General features: G+C 70.8%; 21 protein-coding genes and 1 riboswitch. Of the genes, 7 read left to right on the top strand and 14 right to left on the bottom strand.

Features of this window, described 5'->3' with window-relative positions; all coding sequences use genetic code 11:
• Positions 1-309 precede the first annotated feature (309 nt).
• The 8 genes from IEZ06_RS34010 to IEZ06_RS33975 form a co-directional block, all read right to left on the bottom strand.
• Entirely contained in the window at positions 310-936 is a 627-nt protein-coding gene (locus IEZ06_RS34010; RefSeq protein WP_189240780.1) for a DUF305 domain-containing protein, read from the bottom strand.
• 203 nt (positions 937-1,139) lie between these two features.
• Complete coding sequence (locus tag IEZ06_RS34005; RefSeq protein ID WP_189240779.1) at positions 1,140-1,940, bottom strand: CHAP domain-containing protein; 801 nt, start codon at positions 1,938-1,940, stop codon at positions 1,140-1,142.
• Positions 1,941-2,233: 293 nt separating this feature from the next.
• Positions 2,234-3,217, bottom strand: coding sequence for a coiled-coil domain-containing protein (locus tag IEZ06_RS34000; protein WP_189240778.1), 984 nt, complete (start codon positions 3,215-3,217; stop codon positions 2,234-2,236).
• 3 nt (positions 3,218-3,220) lie between these two features.
• Positions 3,221-3,356, bottom strand: a riboswitch (cyclic di-AMP (ydaO/yuaA leader).
• A gap of 271 nt (positions 3,357-3,627) precedes the next feature.
• A complete protein-coding gene (locus tag IEZ06_RS33995) occupies positions 3,628-4,260 on the bottom strand; it encodes a MarC family protein (RefSeq protein ID WP_189240777.1) in 633 nt (210 codons plus the stop codon).
• A 429-nt stretch (positions 4,261-4,689) separates the two neighbouring features.
• Positions 4,690-6,948, bottom strand: coding sequence for a heavy metal translocating P-type ATPase (locus IEZ06_RS33990; protein ID WP_189240776.1), 2,259 nt, complete (start codon positions 6,946-6,948; stop codon positions 4,690-4,692).
• A 37-nt stretch (positions 6,949-6,985) separates the two neighbouring features.
• On the bottom strand, positions 6,986-7,984 hold the full coding sequence (locus tag IEZ06_RS33985; RefSeq protein WP_189240775.1) for a DUF8832 domain-containing protein: 999 nt from the start codon (positions 7,982-7,984) through the stop codon (positions 6,986-6,988).
• Positions 7,981-8,190: a heavy-metal-associated domain-containing protein gene (locus IEZ06_RS33980; protein ID WP_189240774.1), complete on the bottom strand. Its 210-nt coding sequence runs from the start codon at positions 8,188-8,190 to the stop codon at positions 7,981-7,983. The genes IEZ06_RS33985 and IEZ06_RS33980 overlap by 4 nt, the downstream gene beginning before the upstream one ends.
• A gap of 46 nt (positions 8,191-8,236) precedes the next feature.
• Positions 8,237-8,518: a metal-sensitive transcriptional regulator gene (locus IEZ06_RS33975; protein ID WP_189240773.1), complete on the bottom strand. Its 282-nt coding sequence runs from the start codon at positions 8,516-8,518 to the stop codon at positions 8,237-8,239.
• 302 nt (positions 8,519-8,820) lie between these two features.
• Between IEZ06_RS33975 and IEZ06_RS33970 the strand changes: the two genes are divergently transcribed.
• Complete coding sequence (locus IEZ06_RS33970) at positions 8,821-9,855, top strand: GlxA family transcriptional regulator (protein ID WP_229799075.1); 1,035 nt, start codon at positions 8,821-8,823, stop codon at positions 9,853-9,855.
• Between the two features lie 167 nt (positions 9,856-10,022).
• Positions 10,023-10,241: a heavy-metal-associated domain-containing protein gene (locus tag IEZ06_RS33965; RefSeq protein ID WP_189240771.1), complete on the top strand. Its 219-nt coding sequence runs from the start codon at positions 10,023-10,025 to the stop codon at positions 10,239-10,241.
• A gap of 182 nt (positions 10,242-10,423) precedes the next feature.
• Here the strand turns inward: IEZ06_RS33965 and IEZ06_RS33960 are convergent, their stop codons facing one another.
• Positions 10,424-11,854: an MFS transporter gene (locus IEZ06_RS33960; protein WP_189240770.1), complete on the bottom strand. Its 1,431-nt coding sequence runs from the start codon at positions 11,852-11,854 to the stop codon at positions 10,424-10,426.
• 152 nt (positions 11,855-12,006) lie between these two features.
• A complete protein-coding gene (locus IEZ06_RS33955; RefSeq protein ID WP_189240769.1) occupies positions 12,007-12,285 on the bottom strand; it encodes a heavy-metal-associated domain-containing protein in 279 nt (92 codons plus the stop codon).
• 353 nt (positions 12,286-12,638) lie between these two features.
• Here IEZ06_RS33955 and IEZ06_RS33950 point away from each other — a divergent pair, with 353 nt between their 5' ends.
• From IEZ06_RS33950 to IEZ06_RS33935, 4 genes are all read left to right on the top strand, one after another.
• Positions 12,639-14,072 carry an AlbA family DNA-binding domain-containing protein gene (locus IEZ06_RS33950; protein ID WP_189240768.1) on the top strand — a complete coding sequence of 478 codons (1,434 nt, stop codon included), beginning with the start codon at positions 12,639-12,641 and terminating at the stop codon, positions 14,070-14,072.
• Positions 14,073-14,134: 62 nt separating this feature from the next.
• Positions 14,135-14,566 carry a MarR family winged helix-turn-helix transcriptional regulator gene (locus tag IEZ06_RS33945; RefSeq protein WP_189240767.1) on the top strand — a complete coding sequence of 144 codons (432 nt, stop codon included), beginning with the start codon at positions 14,135-14,137 and terminating at the stop codon, positions 14,564-14,566.
• Positions 14,556-15,080 carry an aspartate carbamoyltransferase gene (locus IEZ06_RS33940; protein WP_189240766.1) on the top strand — a complete coding sequence of 175 codons (525 nt, stop codon included), beginning with the start codon at positions 14,556-14,558 and terminating at the stop codon, positions 15,078-15,080. The genes IEZ06_RS33945 and IEZ06_RS33940 overlap by 11 nt, the downstream gene beginning before the upstream one ends.
• A 237-nt stretch (positions 15,081-15,317) precedes the next feature.
• Complete coding sequence (locus IEZ06_RS33935) at positions 15,318-15,752, top strand: GNAT family N-acetyltransferase (RefSeq protein WP_189240765.1); 435 nt, start codon at positions 15,318-15,320, stop codon at positions 15,750-15,752.
• 322 nt (positions 15,753-16,074) lie between these two features.
• Here IEZ06_RS33935 and IEZ06_RS33930 read toward each other — a convergent pair whose 3' ends face one another.
• Complete coding sequence (locus IEZ06_RS33930) at positions 16,075-16,218, bottom strand: hypothetical protein (RefSeq protein WP_229799073.1); 144 nt, start codon at positions 16,216-16,218, stop codon at positions 16,075-16,077.
• Between IEZ06_RS33930 and IEZ06_RS37795 the strand changes: the two genes are divergently transcribed.
• Positions 16,209-16,367, top strand: a complete 159-nt coding sequence (locus tag IEZ06_RS37795) for a DUF305 domain-containing protein (protein WP_189240764.1) — start codon at positions 16,209-16,211, stop codon at positions 16,365-16,367. The genes IEZ06_RS33930 and IEZ06_RS37795 overlap by 10 nt on opposite strands.
• Positions 16,368-16,392: 25 nt before the next feature.
• Here the strand turns inward: IEZ06_RS37795 and IEZ06_RS33920 are convergent, their stop codons facing one another.
• The 3 genes from IEZ06_RS33920 to IEZ06_RS33910 form a co-directional block, all read right to left on the bottom strand.
• The gene (locus IEZ06_RS33920; protein ID WP_203872340.1) at positions 16,393-16,701 is read right to left on the bottom strand and encodes a hypothetical protein; all 309 of its coding nucleotides are present in this window, start codon (positions 16,699-16,701) and stop codon (positions 16,393-16,395) included.
• A gap of 132 nt (positions 16,702-16,833) precedes the next feature.
• On the bottom strand, positions 16,834-17,151 hold the full coding sequence (locus tag IEZ06_RS33915; RefSeq protein ID WP_189240763.1) for a metal-sensitive transcriptional regulator: 318 nt from the start codon (positions 17,149-17,151) through the stop codon (positions 16,834-16,836).
• Positions 17,148-18,455 (bottom strand): heavy metal translocating P-type ATPase, encoded by a 1,308-nt coding sequence (locus IEZ06_RS33910; protein WP_229799071.1) that lies wholly within the window; start codon positions 18,453-18,455, stop codon positions 17,148-17,150. The genes IEZ06_RS33915 and IEZ06_RS33910 overlap by 4 nt, the downstream gene beginning before the upstream one ends.
• Positions 18,456-18,497: the final 42 nt, after the last annotated feature.

Genomic DNA, 18,497 nt, shown 5'->3' with positions numbered 1-18,497 from the left:
CAAGGTCGAGCAGCGCGTACGGCCCAAGACCGAGGTCGTCGGCTACGGCTACCCGCAGTACAAGGCATAACGCCCGCATCCGGCCGCAACGGGGGACCGCATGCGCGGCGCCCCGTGCGGCCGTCGGCGAGCGCAAACGGGCGCTCCGGCGTACTCGCCGAGACGAGGTCCATCATCCACTGCGGTACGGCTCGCTGACAGATGACCACACCGGCCGCAATAGCCACCCGTCCTGGGGGCCGACGAGCCGTTGACTACCGCGCTGTCCCTGCCGTCGCGATGTGAGCTCGGGTCGGTTTTTCCTCAGGTTCAGAGGCGGTCGAGGATTTTGCGCATCTGCTCGATCTCGGCCTGCTGGGCGGTCACGATGGTCGCGGCCAGCTGCTTGGCCTCAGGGTTGATGCCCTGCGCCTGCTCGGTCTTGGCCATCTCGATGGCGCCGCTGTGGTGAGCGATCATCATCTCCAAGAACATGCGGTCGAACTCCGCACCCGTGGCCGCCTTGAGTTTCTCCATATCCTCCTCGGTCATCATCCCGGACATGGCGTGCCCGCCGTGACCTTCCGCCGGAGCCGTCGGTTTCCCCCAGGCCGACAACCAGCCCGTCATGGTAGTGATCTCCGGATCCTGGGCGGCTTTGATCTTGGCCGCCAGGTCCTTGACCTCCGAATCCGCAGCGCGTGTCTGGGCCAGCTCAGCCATCTCCACGGCCTGCTGATGGTGCACGATCATCGTCTGTGCGAACGTCACGTCGGCGTCGTTAAAGGCCGCACTGGGCGGCTGGCTGGCCGCCGTCGTCGTCGGAGCACTGGTCGCCGCACCGGTGGGAGCGGTCGCTGAATCCTCGCCGCCGCAGCCAGTCAGGAGAACCAGCGCCCCGATCCCGGCCACGGCGCTCAGCGTAAGCCGAGCGGACAGAGATCGCTCGTCGATCATGCTAATGCCCCCTTTAGAAAGTCCCCGAATATGCCCGGACCGCACCGCAGGCGGATCCGGAGCCCTCTGGCACGGATCCGGCCCCCGAATGCATAGCCAGCGGCCGTGCCGAGCGCAGCAGGTATGTTCCCGTAGAAGAACGGGCCATTCCACCAGGCCGGGGCCCATAGAGGCGGATCTTGACTGGTGCAGGCATTGCCGGATCACGACCGAGGCCGGCCTGCTTCATGGCCTGTACCAGGCTGGTCTGTACCGGGGCCGGGCGGGCTCGTGCTGCTGGGATGGCGGGTCGCCGCCTTCGCTGGGGAGGGGTATCGCGGGTAGCCGTAGCCGACGACATCGGAGGTGGGTCGGATGCGCCGCTCGACTTTGCCCTTGTCGGTGTTGCCCTCGATCGTGGTGATCGTGCCGTCCTCGTTGTCGCGCTCCACCAGGCCCATATGGTCGATCTTGTAGATGCCGCGATCGTCGTCGCTGTCGAGGTCGAAGTAGACAAGGGCGCCGGGTTTGGCCAGGTGGCCCCAGCGGTGGCGGTCTTGGAACCATCCGGCCCAGGCGATGGCGTAGGCGTCCGCGCCGATGACGGACCGCAGGCCGGCCTGTTCGCCGACCCAGGAGATGAACATCGCGCACCAGGGTGCGTTGGCGTAGTTCTCCATGACTCCGCCGTCACGGGCCAGAGTCTCCTGTGCGCGCTGCGAGGCCATGTACCAGGAGTGGAACTTGGTGCCACCGCCGACGGTGTTCTCGGTGATGCCGATCTGCTTTTCGGCCACCTTGAGCAGCGACTCTGCCGGGGTGGGTTTCTTTGGGGGCAGCTTGCCGGCTGGTGGCGGTGCGGCGCCTTTGCTCAGGCGCGCATCGTCAGGCTGGGTCTGCTGGGGCGCATCGGCCATGAAGGCGGGAGCACCGATGGGCAGGGCGCAGGTGATGAAGGTTATGCAGACGGCGGCGCGTAGCAGATTGTCGGGAAGAAGCGGAGAAAAAACATGACGATCGCTCATGTGAGGTCTCCCTCCTGCCTCGCCCACCGGGCCGGTCCTTAGTTCTGGCGGGTAGGCCTCGCGAAATGCTGGGTGGGCAGGAGCACGTGCATCCCGCGATACGCTCCTCGGCATCGCAGGATCCGGTCCACGCAGATGTCTGCCACACAGGAGCGTTATACCCCTCTTCGTTGCCATATGTCGGAATATGGGGAAGGTCTATCGCCCGGCGGGAGGAGGAGAGGAGGGCTGCCTTTCCGCTTCGGTCCGGCGTCGCTCCATCATGTGCCGATTGGGCGGCACCGGGCTGAAGATCAGTACATCGAGATGTGCGGATGGTCGTAGTGGTTGGCGGTGATGCTTCCGCGATCGGACATGAAGCGCCAGCCCGAGCCCTGGTTGATGCGCTGGCGCCAGATCACGTACTTGACGCCGAGCTTGTCCTTGTTCTTGATCGCCCAGTCGGCGATCTCGTCGCCGAGCTTGAGATTGGCCGCCGAGGGCATCGCACCACCGGCGCTCATCATGAAGTCGCAGGCGCGCCCGAGCGGGTGCTCGCCGCCGTCGTTGGCCGCCCGGTAGCAGCCGACCGCGTAAGGGAGGCTGAAGCGTCTGCTGATGGCATCGCGCATGTTCCGGGTGCGATCGGTGATGTTGTCGGGCCCGTTGGGCAGCTGGGGAGCCCAGCTGCCGTTGGAGCGGCGGCCGGAACCCAGCGGGACAAGCTGGTCGAGCCTTTTTTTGATGTCGCGGATGAGCCGCTCGGCCTCCTCGCGCTGGTCCTCGACCTTCTCGGCCTCCCCCCGGATCTGCTCGGTGAGCCGGGCGGCCCGCTCGGCGGCCCGCTTGCGGGCGTCCCGGCTACGGGTGAACCCCTCCAAGTGGGCACTCTGCTGGGCGAGCAGCTGCTCCATCAGCGCGGCGCCGCCCATGTCACCGGGGAACAGCAGCGCCGGAAGGTCGCCGGAACTGCTCTGGTAGCGGAGCTGGGCGATGGAATCGACCTCGCCCTTGGCCGCGGTGAATGCCTCCTCGGCCTTGCGCAGGTTCTTCTTGGCGACGCCCTCGGCCTTGTGCGCCTTGGCCAGCGACTCGCGCTTGGCGGCGTAGGCCTCGATGAGGGTGTCGACCTTCTTGTTGAGCCTGGCCAGGTCCTTCCTGAGCTCGGCCTCAGTGGGCTTGGGGGCCGCGCTGCCCGCGGTAGGGACGCCGAGGATGAAACCGAGTCCCGCGGCCAGGAAGGCGGCCACGATCGCATGACGACGGAACGCAGGGGATGCGGGGGACGCAGCCGCCACGAACTCTCCTCTCCTTCAGCCGACCGGGTTAGCTGACGGGTTCGGGCTGGAGAAAGCCCTTCCACCGAAGTGGTTCACCCCAGGTGCGGTGGTTCCCCGGCTCCCCGGCAACGCGCCAAGGATTAGGCAGCCCGGCCACCAGGGCCGAGGCAAAACGAAGCATAGTAGTAAAGACTTGGTGATATGTACGCAATCCGATACCCGGTGGCGATCAGGCTGTGATCGCCGCTGCCGTGGCGGGTAAGCGGAGAAGAACAGGCCTCCACCAGGGAAGAGCTGTCGCGGAAGGGCGTGATCCTCATCATCACCTTGGCCGGGGCCAGGCTCATCCGGCCATACCTGGCAGAGGGGAACAGCAATGACGATGCCGCAAGCCCTGCTATGGAAAGTAGTAGAAAGTGGTCACGTGTTCATCCCACACCCCACCGCGCCCAATGCTGGACGGCCCCGGCGACGAGCTGTACGGCGATCGCCGCACCGAGCAGGCCCATGATCCGGGTGATGAGGTTCAGCCCGTTGTCCTTGAGGACGCGGCCGATGAGGGAAGAGAACCGCAGCGTCATCCAAGTCAGGACGAGCGCGGCGACCAGAGCCAGAACCACAGCGGTTACCGCAGCGAAGCTGCCGGCTTTTTCCATGTAGAGCATGACGGCGGCGATGGCTCCAGGCCCGGCCAGCAGCGGCGTGCCCAGCGGGACGAAGGCCACGGCGCCGCTTTCGGCGTTGGCGCGCTCTTTGGCGCAGTCGGCTTTGAGTAGATCCAGTGCGATGAGCGCCAGGAGCGCTCCACCGGCGACCTGGAGCGCCTGCAGGGAGATACCCAGCGCGTCCAGCAGGCGATTACCGGCGATCGCGAAGACGGAGACGATCCCTGCGGCGACGAGCACGGACACGCGGGCTGTTCGACGGCGACCGGCCGGATTTTGATTACGGGTCAGGGTGAGGAAGATCGGCACTGCGGCCAGCGGATCGAAGATGACGAGCAGGGTGACGAACGCCTGGACAAAGAGCGCGGAATGGGCGGTCAGAACGGCGATGGACATGACGAGACTCCACGGGACAAGAGGACATCCCCGTCCCCTGGCCTCTGGAGAGTCGCTAGGGGAGCGGGACGGACCGGGGGACCGTGGAGTAGCAGGGCACCGTCCAACGCAGCCACACCGCGACTTCGGCGTCAACCCGCTGGGTGATCATGTCTGCACCTCCTGGCACGCTCAACCTCCAGCCTGACTTCAGTATTCCTTCCAAGCTGATTGAGATCCGTACGCGAAAGCGGGCAGATCCACCGCTCGCTCCCCGCTGCCGGCCACGCCTCCGCCGCCATCAGAAGCAGCGCGGAGGGTGCCGAAGGGTTGCCGGGACCATAGCGCTGCAGGCCGTCGGGGTGCGGCAGATCATCGTTCATGCCGCAACCGAGTGGAGCCCTTCCCCCGAACCGGGGGAAGGGCTCCACTCGGTTGCAGCGGCGGTTCCTATCTGAAGCCGCGCAGGCGCAGGCTGTTGGTGACCACGAACACGCTGGAGAACGCCATCGCCGCTCCTGCGATCATCGGGTTGAGCAGGCCGAGGGCGGCCAGCGGCAGGGCGGCCACGTTGTAGGCGAAGGCCCAGAACAGGTTGCCCTTGATGGTGGCCAGGGTCCGCCGCGACAGGCGGATCGCGTCCGCGGCCACCCGCAGGTCGCCGCGGACCAGGGTCAGATCGGAGGCCTCGATGGCGGCGTCGGTGCCGGTGCCCATCGCAAGTCCCAGGTCGGCCTGGGCGAGCGCGGCGGCGTCGTTGACACCGTCGCCCACCATGGCCACCGTACGGCCCTGCTCCTGCAGCCGCTTGACCACGTCCACCTTGTCGGCGGGCAGCACCTCGGCGATCACCTCGTCGATGCCCACCTCGGCCGCGACCGTCCTGGCGACGGCCTCGTTGTCGCCGGTCAGCAGCACCGGGGTCAAGCCCAGCGCGCGCAGTCGCCGGACGGCTTCGGCGGAGGTCGCCTTGACGGTGTCGGCGACGACCAGGACCGCGCGGGCCCGGCCGTCCCAGCCGACCGCGACCGCGGTGCGGCCCGCCGCCTGCGCCTCGGCGAGCTTGCGCTCCAGCTCGACCGGCAGGTGCTGGGACCACTCGGCCAGCAGTTGCGGGCGGCCGACGAGCACGGCGTGGCCGTCGACGACGCCCCGCACGCCCAGCCCCTCGATGTTGGCGAAGTCCTCGGGGAAGGGCAGCTCACCCACCTGCTCGGCCGCGCCGCGGGCGACCGCCTGGGCGATGGGGTGCTCGGAGGCGTGCTCCAGGGCGCCCGCCAGGCGCAGCACCTCCTCGGCGTCCTCACCGTCGGCCTGGTGCACGTCGACGAGGGTCATCCTGCCCTCGGTGACGGTGCCGGTCTTGTCCAGCACCACGGTGTCGATCTTCTGGGTCGATTCGAGGACCTCGGGGCCCTTGATCAGGATGCCGAGCTGGGCGCCGCGGCCGGTGCCGACCAGCAGCGCGGTCGGGGTGGCCAGGCCCAGCGCGCAGGGGCAGGCGATGATCAGTACGGCGACCGCGGCGGTGAAGGCCGCCCCGGCGCCGTCACCGGTGCCGAGCCAGAAGCCGAGCGTGCCGACGGCCAGCGCGATCACGATGGGGACGAAGATCCCGGAGATGCGGTCGGCCAGGCGCTGCACCTGGGCCTTGCCGGTCTGGGCGTCTTCGACCAGCCTGGCCATCTGGGCGAGCTGGGTGTCGGCGCCCACGCGGGTGGCGCGCACCACCAGCCGCCCGCCGGCGTTGACGGTCGCGCCGACCACGGTGTCGCCGGGCCGCACCTCCACCGGCACCGACTCGCCGGTCAGCATGGAGGCGTCCACCGCCGAGGAGCCCTCCTCCACCACGCCGTCGGTGGCGATCTTCTCGCCGGGCCGGACCACGAAGCGGTCCCCGACCACCAGCTGGTTGCTGGGGATGCGGACCTCGGTGCCGCCGCGCAGCACGGCGACGTCCTTGGCGCCCAGTTCCAGCAGCGCCCGCAGGGCGGCGCCGGCGCGGCGCTTGGAGCGCGCCTCGAAGTAGCGCCCGGCCAGGATGAACGCGGTCACCCCGGCGGCGGCCTCCAGGTAGATGTTGCCCGAGCCGTCGGTGCGCTCGATGGTGAACGCGAACGGGTGGGTCATCCCCGCCGTGCCCGCGCTGCCGAAGAACAGCGCCCACAACGACCAGCCGAGCGCGGCGATCGTGCCGAGCGAGACCAGGGTGTCCATGGTGGCGGCGCCGTGCCGCAGGTTGGTCCAGGCGGCCTTGTGGAACGGCCAGCCCGCGTAGACCACGACCGGAGCGGCCAGGGTGAGCGACAGCCACTGCCAGTGGGTGAACTGCAGGGGCGGGATCATCGCCATCGCTATCACCGGCACGGCCAGCACGACGGAGGTGATCAGGCGGGCGCGCAGCGACGCGAGTTCGTCGGCCGCCTCCTGCGGGGCGGCCTGCCCGGCGGTGTGCCCGGCGGGCGGGGCGGGCAGCGCGGCGCTGTAGCCGGCCTGCTCCACCTGCTCGATCAGCGTCTGCGGGTCGAGGCCCTCGGGGAAGGTGACCTTGGCCTTCTCGGTGGCGTAGTTGACCGTCGCGGTCACGCCGTCGAGCTTGTTGAGCTTGCGCTCGATGCGGTTGGCGCAGGACGCGCAGGTCATGCCGCCGATGGAGAGCTCGACCGCGCCGGTGGCGGCCGGTGGTCTGTCGTCGGTCACGGGGGACATCGACGTCACCGTTCCTTTCTCGCGTCGCGCATGTGCGTCAGTGCGTGTGCTCGCCGTGCGAGCCGGACTTCTCAGGGGTTGCTGCGGGCCGCGGCGTGGGCGCCGTGTCGGCAGGACGGGCGGGGGTCGCCGTCGGGGCCGGGCTCTGGCCGGCGTGGGCGGTGAAGGCCGCGGTCCGCACGACTCCCTCGTGCTGGAAGTCCAGGAAGAGCCGGTAGTCGCCGCGGCTGGGCACCTCGGCGTGGAAGGTGATGCCCGGACCGGCCGCCGTCGTGCCGTCGCCGGGCTCGCCGTCGGGGTGCACGTGCAGGTAGGCCAGGTCTCCGGCGCGCAGCGCGACCAGGTGCCCGTAGGCGCCCAGGTACGGCTGCAGGTCGGTGACCGGCTTGCCGTCCTTGCTCACCGTCAGCGTCAGGGCGCTGGAGGCGCCGGGGACCAGCTCCCCGCCCAGCTCCACCGTGTAGCCGTCGACCGTGGCGGTGCGGCTCACCTCGGGCAGCGCCCTGGGCGTGTAGTCACCGGCGGCGTGCAGGTCCGTTCCCAAGGTCAGCCCATGGCCGCCTTCGGGGGCGAAGTCGGCGAACGCCCGGTAGACGCCCGCCTCCGGCAGGGTCAGCTTCACCGACCAGGTTCCGTCGGCGGCCTTGGCCGGGTGCAGGTGCCGGAAGTCGCCCAGATCGCGGGAGACCACGATGAGGTGAAGCTGCTTGCCGTGCTGGGTCTGATAACCGGTCAGCGGCCGGCCGTCGGGCCCGGTGACGGTGAACCGGAAGTCGGTGGCCTCGCCGGGTGGGACGGTCGTCGTCTGCGGGGTGAGGGTGTAGCCGCTTTCGGACATCTGAAGGCCTCCTGGAAGGGACGCCGGGGCCGCCGCGGCGGGTCGGCGGGGAGTCGCGCTCGGGGCCTCGTGGACGGTGTGGGGTTGCGCGGCGGGTGGGGAGGCGACAGCGCCGACGGCGTTGCCGATCCCCAGCGCCCCACCGAAGACCACGGCGAGTCCGAGGGCGTAGGCCCCCAGCTTGGCGGGGGTGTTCACGACGGCGTCACCACTTCGTACCCGGCCTCCTCCACGGCGGCCGCGACCGCGGCGGGGTCGATCGGGCCGTCGCTGTCGACGCTCACCCGGCCGGCGGCCAGGTCGACGTCGACACCGGTGACGCCGGGGACGGCGCTGACCTCTTCGGTGACCGAGCTGACGCAGTGGCCGCAGGTCATCCCGGCGACGGTGTAGGTGGTGGTCATGATGATCACTCCTTGTCGTTGCTGATCGATCCAGTGGCCAGGGTGGTCAGGAGCGCACCAGGCGGGCGATGGCCTCGGAGGCCTCTTTGACCTTGGCCTCGGCCTCGGCGCCGCCCTTGGCGGTGGCGTCGGCCACGCAGTGGGCCATGTGCTCCTCCAGCAGGGCCAGGGCGAAGGACTGCAGGGCCCGGTTGGCCGCCGAGACCTGGGTGAGGATGTCGATGCAGTACTTGTCCTCCTCGACCATCCGCTGCAGGCCGCGAACCTGCCCCTCGATGCGGCGCAGCCGCTTGAGGTGGTCCTGCCTGTCGTGGGTGTATCCCGCCATGTCCCCGCCTCCCGGTCATCGTGCTCTCATCTCTCACAACACCATACCCCCCTACCGTATTTCGATTCTCGTGGATTCATTCGACGCAACCGGCCGGTAGCGGGCGGAGCGCAGCCGGACATCGGTCCGTGCGGTTGCTCCAGAAGCCGTCCGCACCACCGATCACGGCGATCTCACTGTCGTGGCCCGGGCGGCTGTCCGCAATGACCTGCATCCCACCGATTCAGACATCACCGCTGTGTCCGGATCGGTGGGGTGCAGGCCATTGCGGACAGTCAGTCGACACCGCCAAGCTGTCGGTCGTGAACGACGCAGCACCCGACCGCGCATCCGCTGGCCGCCGCTTGGTGGTGATCGCCGTCTACGACGGCGTGCAGCTGCTGGACCTGGCCGGCCCGGTGGACGTGTTCGGCGAGGCGGCCGAGCAGACCGGCGCCTATACCGTGCACGTCGCCTCGCCCGACGGCCGGCCGGTCCGGGCCGTGGGCGGCGTGCGCATCGCGGTCGATGCCGCGCTGGCCGAGATCACCGGCCCGGTGGACACCCTGATCGTGGCCGGCGGGGACGAGGACGTGGCCACCGACGCCACCGGCCAAGCCCGGGCGCTGGTCGAGCAGGTCCGCAGGTTATCGGCCCGTTCCCGGCGGGTGGCCTCGGTGTGCACCGGCGCCTTCGTCCTGGCCGCCGCCGGGCTGCTCGACGGACGGCGCGCCACCACCCACTGGTCCTCCTGCGCGGAGCTGGCCGCCCTGTTCCCCGACGTCCAAGTGGACGCCGATGCCATCGTCGTGCGCGACGGCCGCGTCTCCACCGCCGCCGCGACCACCGCGGGCATCGACCTGTCCCTGGCACTGGTCGAAGAGGACCACGGCGCCGACCTGGCCCGGCAGATCGGCAAGCTGTTCCTGGTCTACCTGCGCCGCCCCGGCGGCCAAGCCCAGTTCGCCACCAGCGCCCGCCCCACCGACGTCGGCGACCAGGCCCTGCGCCAGGTGATGGAGGCCGTCGCCCGCGATCCGGCTGCCGACCACTGCGCCGAGGCCATGGCCGCCCGCGCCATGATGAGCCCCCGCCACTTCTCCCGCCGCTTCACCAAGGACGTCGGCATCACCCCCGGCCGCTACGTCGAGCAGATCCGGGTCAGAGCCGCCCAGGTGCTGCTGGAGACCGGTGACGACACCGCCACAGAGGTCATCGCCCGTCGCTGCGGATTCGGCTCGGCCGAGACGATGCGCCGCGCCTTCCAGCGCGTCCTGGGCATCGCCCCGGCCACCTACCGCGAACGCTTCTCCAGCGCCTGCCCCATCGACCACGCCGAGGCCATGACCGCCGGATAGGCCGTCATCGTGCCAGCCGTCCGCTCCATCCCGCCGCCGCACCGGCCTGCGGTGCTCCCCATGCCCGACCACCCGGCCGTCCGCTGCCTGTCCGGCAGATCCCCATGAAGGAGAGAGCACATGACCACGACCACCGTGTACACGGTCGCCGGGATGACCTGCGCAGGATGCGCCCGCACCTGATTTCAGGAACGAAGAATGGACCCGCCCTCCTGAAACCACGCACCGTCACCGCCGCCCTCGGCGCGCTACAGGGCGTGAGCAACGTCACCGCTGATCTGCCCACCGGGCAGGTCACCGTGATCAGTGCCAGCCCACTGCCCGTCGGCCAGGTCGCCGCCACCGTACGCAAGGCCGGGTACGAACTGATCCCCTTGCGGTCGTGACCGGACGGGAGCCACCGCTGCCCCGTTGTCTTGTTGTCTCCTTGCCCTGCACGACAGGCGTGCCGCCCGGAGGAAACCTCCGGGCGGCACGCCCGATGATCCTGATCAAAGCGGTCCGCTGCGATGACGGCCTGCCGCGCTGCGCGGGTGAACACCCAGGCGGGCGCTGTGGGCGGACCGGGTCAGGCCCGGACCGCCTCGGGCCGGTTGTCCTGCTCGGTGACCGCGGGCTTCGGCCGGCGCATGAGCAGCACCGTCAGGACGGCACCGGCCGCCGCGACGGTCCCGGCGCCGATGAAGGCGGCCTGGAAGCCGTCGGTGAGCCGGGACGCGCTGCCCGGCTCGGCTGCGCCCTGCGAGGTGGCGATCGCGGTCATGACCGCCAGGCCGAGCGCGGACCCGACCTGGTAGGTGGTGTTGACGATGCCGGAGGCCAGCCCGCTGTCCTCCGGCCGCGCTCCGGACATCGCCGACATCATCGCCGGGATGTAGGCCAGCGACATGCCGACGGCCGCGACCAGCGAGGCGGGCAGCACGTCGGAGGCGAACGCCCCGTCCGGGCGTACCAGCGACAGGCCTGCCACCCCGGCCGCCAGCACCGCCAGACCCAGCACGATGAGCGGCTTGGCGCCGAAGCGGCCGAGCAGCCGGGCGGTGACACCGATCATGAAGATCATGATCGCGACGGTCATCGGCAGCAGCGCCGCGCCGCTGGCGAAGGCGCCGTAGCCCAGCACCTGCTGGAGGTAGAGGTTGAGGAAGTACCACATCGGGATCCAGGCCGCCCCCAGCAGCGCCATGGCCAGGTTGGCGGTGGCCAGACCCGGAGTGCGCCAGATCGCGAGCGGCATGAGCGGCTCGCGCACGTTGCGCTGGATGAGCAGGAACGCCACCAGCAGTGCGACGGCCCCGGCCAGCTCCGCGAGCGTGGCGGCCGAGTTCCAGCCCTGCTCGGGAGCGCGCACGATGGCGAACACGGCCAGCGCGATGCCCGCGGTAACCGTGGCTGCGCCGAGCAGATCGAGCGAGCCGCGCCGGCCGGCGACGGCCGGGAGCAGGGCGGGGACGGCGGCCAGCGTGAGCAGGCCGATCGGGACGTAGACGATGAAGACCCAGGGCCAGCTCAGGTACTCGGTGATGACACCGCCGAGGAACACTCCGGCGGTGCCGCCCGCGGGGGCGGCGGCGCCGTACAGGGCCATGGCCTTGCCCAGCTCGCGCCGGTCGTGGCCGAACAGCATCATGAGCAGCGTCATCGAGGCCGGGGCGATGAGCGCACCGCCGACACCCTGCACGGCCCGGCCGAGGACCTCGACCCAGGCGGTGGACGCCGCCGCGGCGACGACCGACCCGGCGATCAGGACGATCCAGCCGGCGGTGAAGACCTTCCGGGCGCCGAGCAGGTCCGACAATCGGCCGCCGAGCAGCAGCAGGCCGCCGAAGGCGACGACGTAGGCGTTGAACACCCACTGCAGGCCACCGGGGGTGAAGCCGAGGTCGCGCTGCATGTCGGGTAACGCGACGCCGATGATGGAGGTGTCCATGATGACCATGAACTGCGCGGCGGCCAGCACGATGAGTGCTTGCCACCTGCGGGGACTGACGGCGTTCATGCCGTTCTCCTGGTTTCTCGCCTCCGTGCCGAAAGGTGGCAGGATGCGGGTAGGGGGTTGGGTGTGTTGTCGATTCGGACCGGCCCCGCGGGTGGGCGTGCATGCCAGTGCACGCCCACCGTCTGTTGTCCGGGACCGTCCTTTACGGGCCTTCAGGCGGAGGCGGGCGCCGCGTCGGCCAGGGCGTAGCCGGCCCGCTCCACCGCCGCGCGGACCTGCTCGTCGGAGAATCCCGCGCCGCTGACGGTGACCGCGCCGGTGGGCAGGTCCACCGCCACACCGGTCACGCCCGGGATCCGGCCGACCTGCGCCGAGACCGACGAGACGCAGTGCCCGCAGGTCATGCCGGTGACCGTGTAGACGGCGCTCGCGCCGGTCCCGGCCGGGGCGGAGGTGGTGTCGGTGGTGCTGCAGGAGCATGCCGTGCACATGGGCGTCTTCCCTTCATGTACCCCGGTGGGGTATCTGCTGTCGGGTCGTAACATACCCCCATGGGGTTTGATTCCTCAAGTGGCGGCCGGCCCCGGGCATTCGGCGGGCCGAACCTGGCCGACGTGCTCGCAAGGCGTGCAGGGCCGGGTGCCGCGCGGCGTCACGGCAGCTGCGTCTCCTTACGGCGCAGGTCGGCCTGCGGCCGGGGCGCTGTTCGTGCGGCGGCCTGCCCCGCGCTCGGGACAGGCCGCCGGTCTCACCGAGCAGCGGCGATGGCCCGGCCCGAGCGAACTGTCGCCGCGCTCGGGCATGCTGACAGTGAATCGCACAGCCGGTGACAGGCAGGAGCGGCATGGCACTGAACCTCGACATCACCCGCGCGCCCGTACGGGCGCACGACCTGCTGGCGCTGGCCCAGGCGGTCTTCGATGCCGGCCCCGCAGACGAGGGCAGCTGGCTGGAGTGGAAATCCACCCTCGACCTCACCACCAAGCACGCCTTCGTCCACATCGCCCGCGCAGTGATCGCATTCGCCAACCGCATGCCGGATGAGGCGGCGCGTTTCGCCGAGGGCCACGCCTTCCTCCTCGTCGGCATCAGCCCGGGCGCACTCGACGGCGTCACCCCCGTCGACATCGTCGAGCTCGACAAGGGACTGCAGCCCTACCTCGGCCCAGATGGCCCCCGCTGGCGCGCCACCTACCTGACCCTCACGCGCCCGACCGCCAGCGCCCCGGTCCTCATCATCGACGTCGAGCCTCCCCGCTGGGGAGATCCGATCTTCTGCCTGCGCAAGGAGCTCGACGGAATGCGCGAGGGCACCATCTACGTGCGCGGCAACGGCGAGTCGCGTCCCGCCCGGGCACGCGAGGTCGACGCGCTCGTCCGGCGCGTCCAGCGCGGCGCGCGCCACATCGAGGTCGACGTCCGTCTCGCCGCCGGCGCGCCGGTCACCCCGGTCGACATCGGCGAGCACGCGCTCCAGCAGTGGCTCACCGCCGAAGAACAGGCCCTGATGGAGCCCCTGCGGCCCCAGCGCCGGCCCGAGGCCGCCGATCCCGCCAGGGCCTACCTGGCCTCCCAGGCCGCCCTGCGCGCCGCGGGCGAGTCCATGACCCGCGCCCTGCGCGGCCTGGCGCCCCAGGAGACTCCCGAGCAGCGCACCGCAGAGCAGTACCGCCAGGAGATCGCCGCCTACCTGCGCAGATGCGCCGAGCGCTGGCCGAGGCTCGTGCCCGCCGGCGCGGCGGCGCATGTGCCGCCGCTGCGCATCGAGCTGGTCAACTGCCTGACGTCCAACCTCGCCGAGGTCGAGCTGCACCTCTCCGTACCCGGCCAGGCCAGCGCGGTCCACCCGCGCCCGCCCGGATCGACGGCCGCCAACGAGCCGTTCGTGGCCCTGCCCGACCGGCCCCGGCCGTTCGGGCCGCACCGCACCTCCGGCTCCTTTGTGCCGGGCCTGAGCACGCCGCGCCCGGCGACCGTCCGCTATCCCGGTGCCGCCCCCACCGCCAGGCCCGCCATCGCCAACGGCGGCTCGGCCACCATCACCTTCCCGGCGGTCCACCTGCGTTCCCGGCAGAGCATCCTGCTGCCCGGCATCGTCCTGATCGTCCCCGCGCCCGCACCGAGCGTGATCACCGCCGAGTGGAGCGCCACCTCCACCAGCATCGACGGCACCGCGACCGGGCAGCTGCAGATCCCCGTCGCCGCCGAACCGCTGACAGTGGCGCAGCTGCTGACCGCCCCCGCCGGCTGGTACGACCCGATACCCCTCGGCGACTGATCCGGTCCGCCCCGCCCCGAAACTGGTTGCACCGTCGAACCAAATGGTTGTACGGTCGAACCATGTCCGCCGAGGCGTCAGACCTCCAGGAGGCCGTGGCCCGGTTCGTCCGGGCCTTCGGCCTCCACCAGCCCGACCAGACCCCCTGCGGGCAGCCCATCCCGACCTCCGAAGCCCACGCCCTGGGCGAGCTCGCCCGCGACGGCGCGCTGCGCCAAAGCGAGCTGGCCCACCGGCTCCGTCTGGAGAAAAGCACCACCAGCCGGCTGGTCACGCAGCTCATCAACCGCGGCTGGGCCGAGCGCACCCCGGCGCCCGACGACGGGCGCGGCGTGCTGGTCCAGCTCACCCCGCACGGAGTGCAGGCCGCAGCCCGGCTGGCCGAGGCCAGAGCCGAGCGGTTCTCCGCCGTTTTAGACCGTGTCCCCGAGGGCGAACGCGCCGACGTGCTGCGCGCCCTGACCATCCTCACGGAGGCCATCGATGAAACGTGAAAACCGGCGCACCCGGGTGCTGCTCGCCGCACTCGCGGCCGTCGTGGTCGCCGTCGCCGCCGCGGCGGCGTACGTGCTCATCGGCCAGAGCGAGCAGCAGGCGCTGGCCGCCCGGCAGGCCGAGATCGCGGCCAGGAGCCGGCAGGTGATGCCGTTCGACCTGGAGCGCACCACGCACCGCTTCGCCACGTCCGCCACCGGCGGGGTGCAGACGGTCACCTCCGACGACCCGGCCGACACCGAGCAGGTCGCCCTGATCCGCGAACACCTGACCGCCGAGGCGGCCGGCTTCAGCAAGGGCGACTACGGCGATCCGGCCTCCATCCACGGCGGCCAGATGCCGGGCCTGCGCGAGCTCGAACAAGGCCACGACCGCATCGCCATCGACTACGCCGAGCTGCCCGCCGGCGCCCAGATCACCTACACCACCCCCGACGCGTCCCTGATCACAGCGCTGCACGCGTGGTTCGACGCCCAGGTCACCGACCACGGCCAGCACGCCGAACACGGCTGATCCACCCTTCGGAACGTTCTCTTTCCCATCGGACCCGCCCACCCCGTATATACCTATCCAGGGTAGGGTTTAGCTCCCTCATGCGGATGCCTGCCCCCGTACTGTTCTGCCTGGTATGCGGAAGGCTTCCGGCTGCCCGGCCAGCCCCGTCAACCATCCATCGGGCGCGGCGACAGCCGCTCTGAAAACGCACAGCCCTTCGACCCGCCCCTTGAACCCCGCCCGGAAGGACCCTCCGTGATAGCGATCCGTCGCGCCACGCCCGATGACGCCTCCACCGTGCACGACCTCATCCGTGGCCTGGCCGAGCACCACGACCAGGCCTGGGCCGTCACGGTGAGCGTCGCCGACCTGAAGCGGATGCTCACCCGCCCGGAGATCACCTACCTGATCGCCGAGCGGGACGGCCGGGCCGTCGGCTACGTCTCCTGGCTGCAGCGGATCGGCTTGTGGTCCGGCCAGGACTACCTCGCCCTGGACGATTTGTATGTGACCGGAACCGAACGCGGAGAAGGCGTGGGAGAACAGCTGATGCGGGCCGCCGCCGACGCCGCCGACGGCAGGCCGATCCGCTGGGAGGTCGCCGAGAGCAACGTGGCCGCGCAACGCTTCTACGAGCGCCTCGGCGCCACCCTCGTCTCCAAGAAGATCGGCCGCTGGCAGCCGAAGTAGCCCGCGCGTCGCACCCGCAACAGGGACGCCGCCCAGGCCGCCGGTCTCGCCCGGGGGTTGATGTGCTCGGTCGGCGCCCCGCCACCTCCCTGGAGGGGTTGCGGCAGACGGTGACCTGGTACGCGGCTCGTACGCCCCGCTGAAGCAGCCGCACACCGCACCCGCACTCGCTGCAAGCCCTGGCGGCGAGCCGAGTGGGGCGTGAAGATCAGCGATGGGAGGGGATTCAATTGGACGGTGGTGAACGCCCGTCGTGCGGCGGGTAGGGAAACCGGTGGAGGGGGCACGGCGCGCGCCGTGCCCCCATACCAGATCCTGATCTTTAGGAGGCGTACTGCGGGTAGCCGTAACCGACGACCTCGTTCTTGGGCCGGATGCGCTGCTCGACCTTGCCGTTGCCGGTGTTGCCCTCGATCGTGGTGATCGTGCCGTCGCCGTATCGCCTTCGTGCGGCAGATGATCCCACACCACTCCGGCGGTGTCGTGGAGCTCCTCGAACCGCAATCGCGCGCGGTCCACGCTGAGCTACGGGTGGCGGCTGCGGGAATCAGCACGCAGGAAGCGGAGATCGCAGACTTCCGCACCTGGCTGTCCGGGCAGAGCGACGTCAAGTAGGCCTTCGGGCCCATGCCGCCTCCGGTCATTCACCATGATGGCCGGTGTGGTCGGCCGTGGGAGCCGGCCGGCTGTCACGGGGCGCTTCGGTGGTGTCGCCGCTGATGGCCGGGCCGAGGACGAACGTCGAGATCGAGAACATCACGGCGAACACCGCGAGCGCGATCGCCGGCGCCCGCCAGGTGCCGAAGCGGCGGCGGAGCCGCAGCAGCAACGGCACGGACGCCACAAGGCCGAGGACGCCGAACAGCGCGGCGCCCCCGGCTCCGGCGACGATGCCGGCTCCGGCCAGGAATCCGACATGATGCAGGACGTGCGGTGCGATGCCGACCACCGCGCCGATGGCTCCGACCAGGGCACCCCATACGCTGCGCAGCCATCCCCGTTTCGCCGGGGAAGCCTAGGCTCCCGGAGGCGTGCCGGGCTGATCGGGTGCCGGTTCGATGGGTGTCATGAGGCGGGTCCTTCATCGACTGCGGACGTATCGGCGCACGGTGGCGGTCAGGTCCGCGGTCGCCCGCTCGAGGTCGTCGTGTTCGGCGGCCTGGCGGGCGCAGGCGGCCACCTGATCGTCCAGGATGAGCAGGGCCACCGCGTCCAGGGCCGCCCGGATGGCGGCGAGCTGGTCGAGGATGTCGACGCCGCGGCGGCCGTCTTCGTACATGCGCAGCACTCCGGCCAGTTGCCCGTTGGCCCGCCGGAGCCGGTTGGTCACGTTGCCGTGGCTCCGGGCCGCCTGGCCGGGTGCGCCCGGCCGGGCGGCGAGGGAGTCGCGGGTGCTCATCGAGGCCCACCGTCGTGGTGGCCGGTAGCGGCGGGGGAGGATGCGGTGCCGTGGCACGAGGGCGAGGCGGTGTCTCCTCCGTGGCCGGCGTCCCCGTGGTCAGCGTGCGGCGAAGTATCCGCTGAACGCGACGGGGTCTCCACCCCTGGCTGGAGCGCCGGGATGTCGCCCGCAGGAGGCAGCGGCGGGGTGGTGTGACGGCGCAGCCGGTTGGCGTTGCCGACCACCGACAGGGAGCTTGCCGCCATGGCGGCCGCAGCCAGCATGGGGCTCAGCCGCAGCCCGAGCAGCGGGTAGAGGGCTCCGGCGGCGACGGGAACGCCGACCGCGTTGTAGGCCAGGGCGAAGAACAGGTTCTGGCGGATGTTGCGCATGGTCGCGCGCGACAGCCGGATCGCGGTGACCACACCGGCCAGGGAGCCGGAGATGAGCGTGATGTCGGCGGCCTCGATCGCCACGTCGGTGCCGGTGCCGATCGCCAGGCCGACATCGGCCGCCGCCAGCGCCGGGGCGTCGTTGATGCCGTCGCCGACCATGCCGACGGTGCGGCCCTCGGCCTGCAGGCGGCGGATCTCGTCGGCCTTGTGCTCGGGCAGGACCTCGGCCAGGACCCGGCCGATGCCGACCTGCGCGGCGATGGCCGAGGCGGTGCGGGCGTTGTCGCCGGTGAGCATCACGACGTCGACGCCCAGTCGGCGGAGCGCGGCGATCGCGGCGGCCGAGTCGTCCTTGACGGTGTCGGCGACGGCCAGTACCCCGGCCGCGTGCCCGTCGACGGCGACCATGATCGGAGTCTTGCCCTGAGAAGACAGCCGCTCGGCGATCGGCTCCAGCGCGCCGGTGTCGATGCCGGACTCGCCCAGCAGCCGGGCCGTACCCACCTCGACGGTGTGCCTCGAGACGGTGGCCCGCACGCCCTTGCCGGTGATCGAGTCGAATGTCGCGGCCTGCGGCGGGAACAGACCGCGAGTGTGGGCTCCGGCCACGATCGCGGTGGCCAGGGGATGCTCGCTGTCGGTCTCGGCGGCAGCGGCCAGGGCCAGCAGTTCCTCGGCCGCCTGCCCGCCGACGGGTTCGACGTCGGTGAGGGTGGGCTTGCCGGCCGTGACGGTGCCGGTCTTGTCGAGCACGACCGTGTCCAGCTTGTGCGCTGTCTCCAGCGCTTCGGCCGAGCGGATGAGGATGCCGGCGCGGGCGCCCTTGCCCGTGGCGACCATGATGGACAGCGGGGTGGCCAGGCCGAGGGCGCACGGGCAGGCGATGATCAGGACTGCGACGGCGGAGACTAGTGCCGCATCAGGCAACGTTTGCCTCGTTGTGAACTACCGTCCGGCTGCTGCGCCGGG

Origin of the sequence: Planomonospora antibiotica, assembly GCF_014647955.1 — a bacterium.
Classification (GTDB): domain Bacteria; phylum Actinomycetota; class Actinomycetes; order Streptosporangiales; family Streptosporangiaceae; genus Planomonospora; species Planomonospora parontospora.
This window is presented reverse-complemented; position numbering and strand designations above follow the sequence as displayed.

What these genes read in the sequence shown, in the direction of transcription:
- IEZ06_RS33990 (WP_189240776.1), bottom strand. Translation starts at nt 6,948, where the DNA reads ATGTCCCCCGTGACCGACGACAGACCACCGGCCGCCACCGGCGCGGTC.
- IEZ06_RS33950 (WP_189240768.1), top strand. Translation starts at nt 12,639, where the DNA reads ATGGCACTGAACCTCGACATCACCCGCGCGCCCGTACGGGCGCACGAC.
- IEZ06_RS37795 (WP_189240764.1), top strand. Translation starts at nt 16,209, where the DNA reads ATGATCCCACACCACTCCGGCGGTGTCGTGGAGCTCCTCGAACCGCAA.
- IEZ06_RS34005 (WP_189240779.1), bottom strand. Translation starts at nt 1,940, where the DNA reads ATGAGCGATCGTCATGTTTTTTCTCCGCTTCTTCCCGACAATCTGCTA.
- IEZ06_RS33915 (WP_189240763.1), bottom strand. Translation starts at nt 17,151, where the DNA reads ATGAGCACCCGCGACTCCCTCGCCGCCCGGCCGGGCGCACCCGGCCAG.
- IEZ06_RS33955 (WP_189240769.1), bottom strand. Translation starts at nt 12,285, where the DNA reads ATGTGCACGGCATGCTCCTGCAGCACCACCGACACCACCTCCGCCCCG.
- IEZ06_RS33965 (WP_189240771.1), top strand. Translation starts at nt 10,023, where the DNA reads ATGCGCCCGCACCTGATTTCAGGAACGAAGAATGGACCCGCCCTCCTG.
- IEZ06_RS34010 (WP_189240780.1), bottom strand. Translation starts at nt 936, where the DNA reads ATGATCGACGAGCGATCTCTGTCCGCTCGGCTTACGCTGAGCGCCGTG.
- IEZ06_RS33980 (WP_189240774.1), bottom strand. Translation starts at nt 8,190, where the DNA reads ATGACCACCACCTACACCGTCGCCGGGATGACCTGCGGCCACTGCGTC.
- IEZ06_RS33945 (WP_189240767.1), top strand. Translation starts at nt 14,135, where the DNA reads ATGTCCGCCGAGGCGTCAGACCTCCAGGAGGCCGTGGCCCGGTTCGTC.
- IEZ06_RS33960 (WP_189240770.1), bottom strand. Translation starts at nt 11,854, where the DNA reads ATGAACGCCGTCAGTCCCCGCAGGTGGCAAGCACTCATCGTGCTGGCC.
- IEZ06_RS33975 (WP_189240773.1), bottom strand. Translation starts at nt 8,518, where the DNA reads ATGGCGGGATACACCCACGACAGGCAGGACCACCTCAAGCGGCTGCGC.
- IEZ06_RS33995 (WP_189240777.1), bottom strand. Translation starts at nt 4,260, where the DNA reads ATGTCCATCGCCGTTCTGACCGCCCATTCCGCGCTCTTTGTCCAGGCG.
- IEZ06_RS33940 (WP_189240766.1), top strand. Translation starts at nt 14,556, where the DNA reads ATGAAACGTGAAAACCGGCGCACCCGGGTGCTGCTCGCCGCACTCGCG.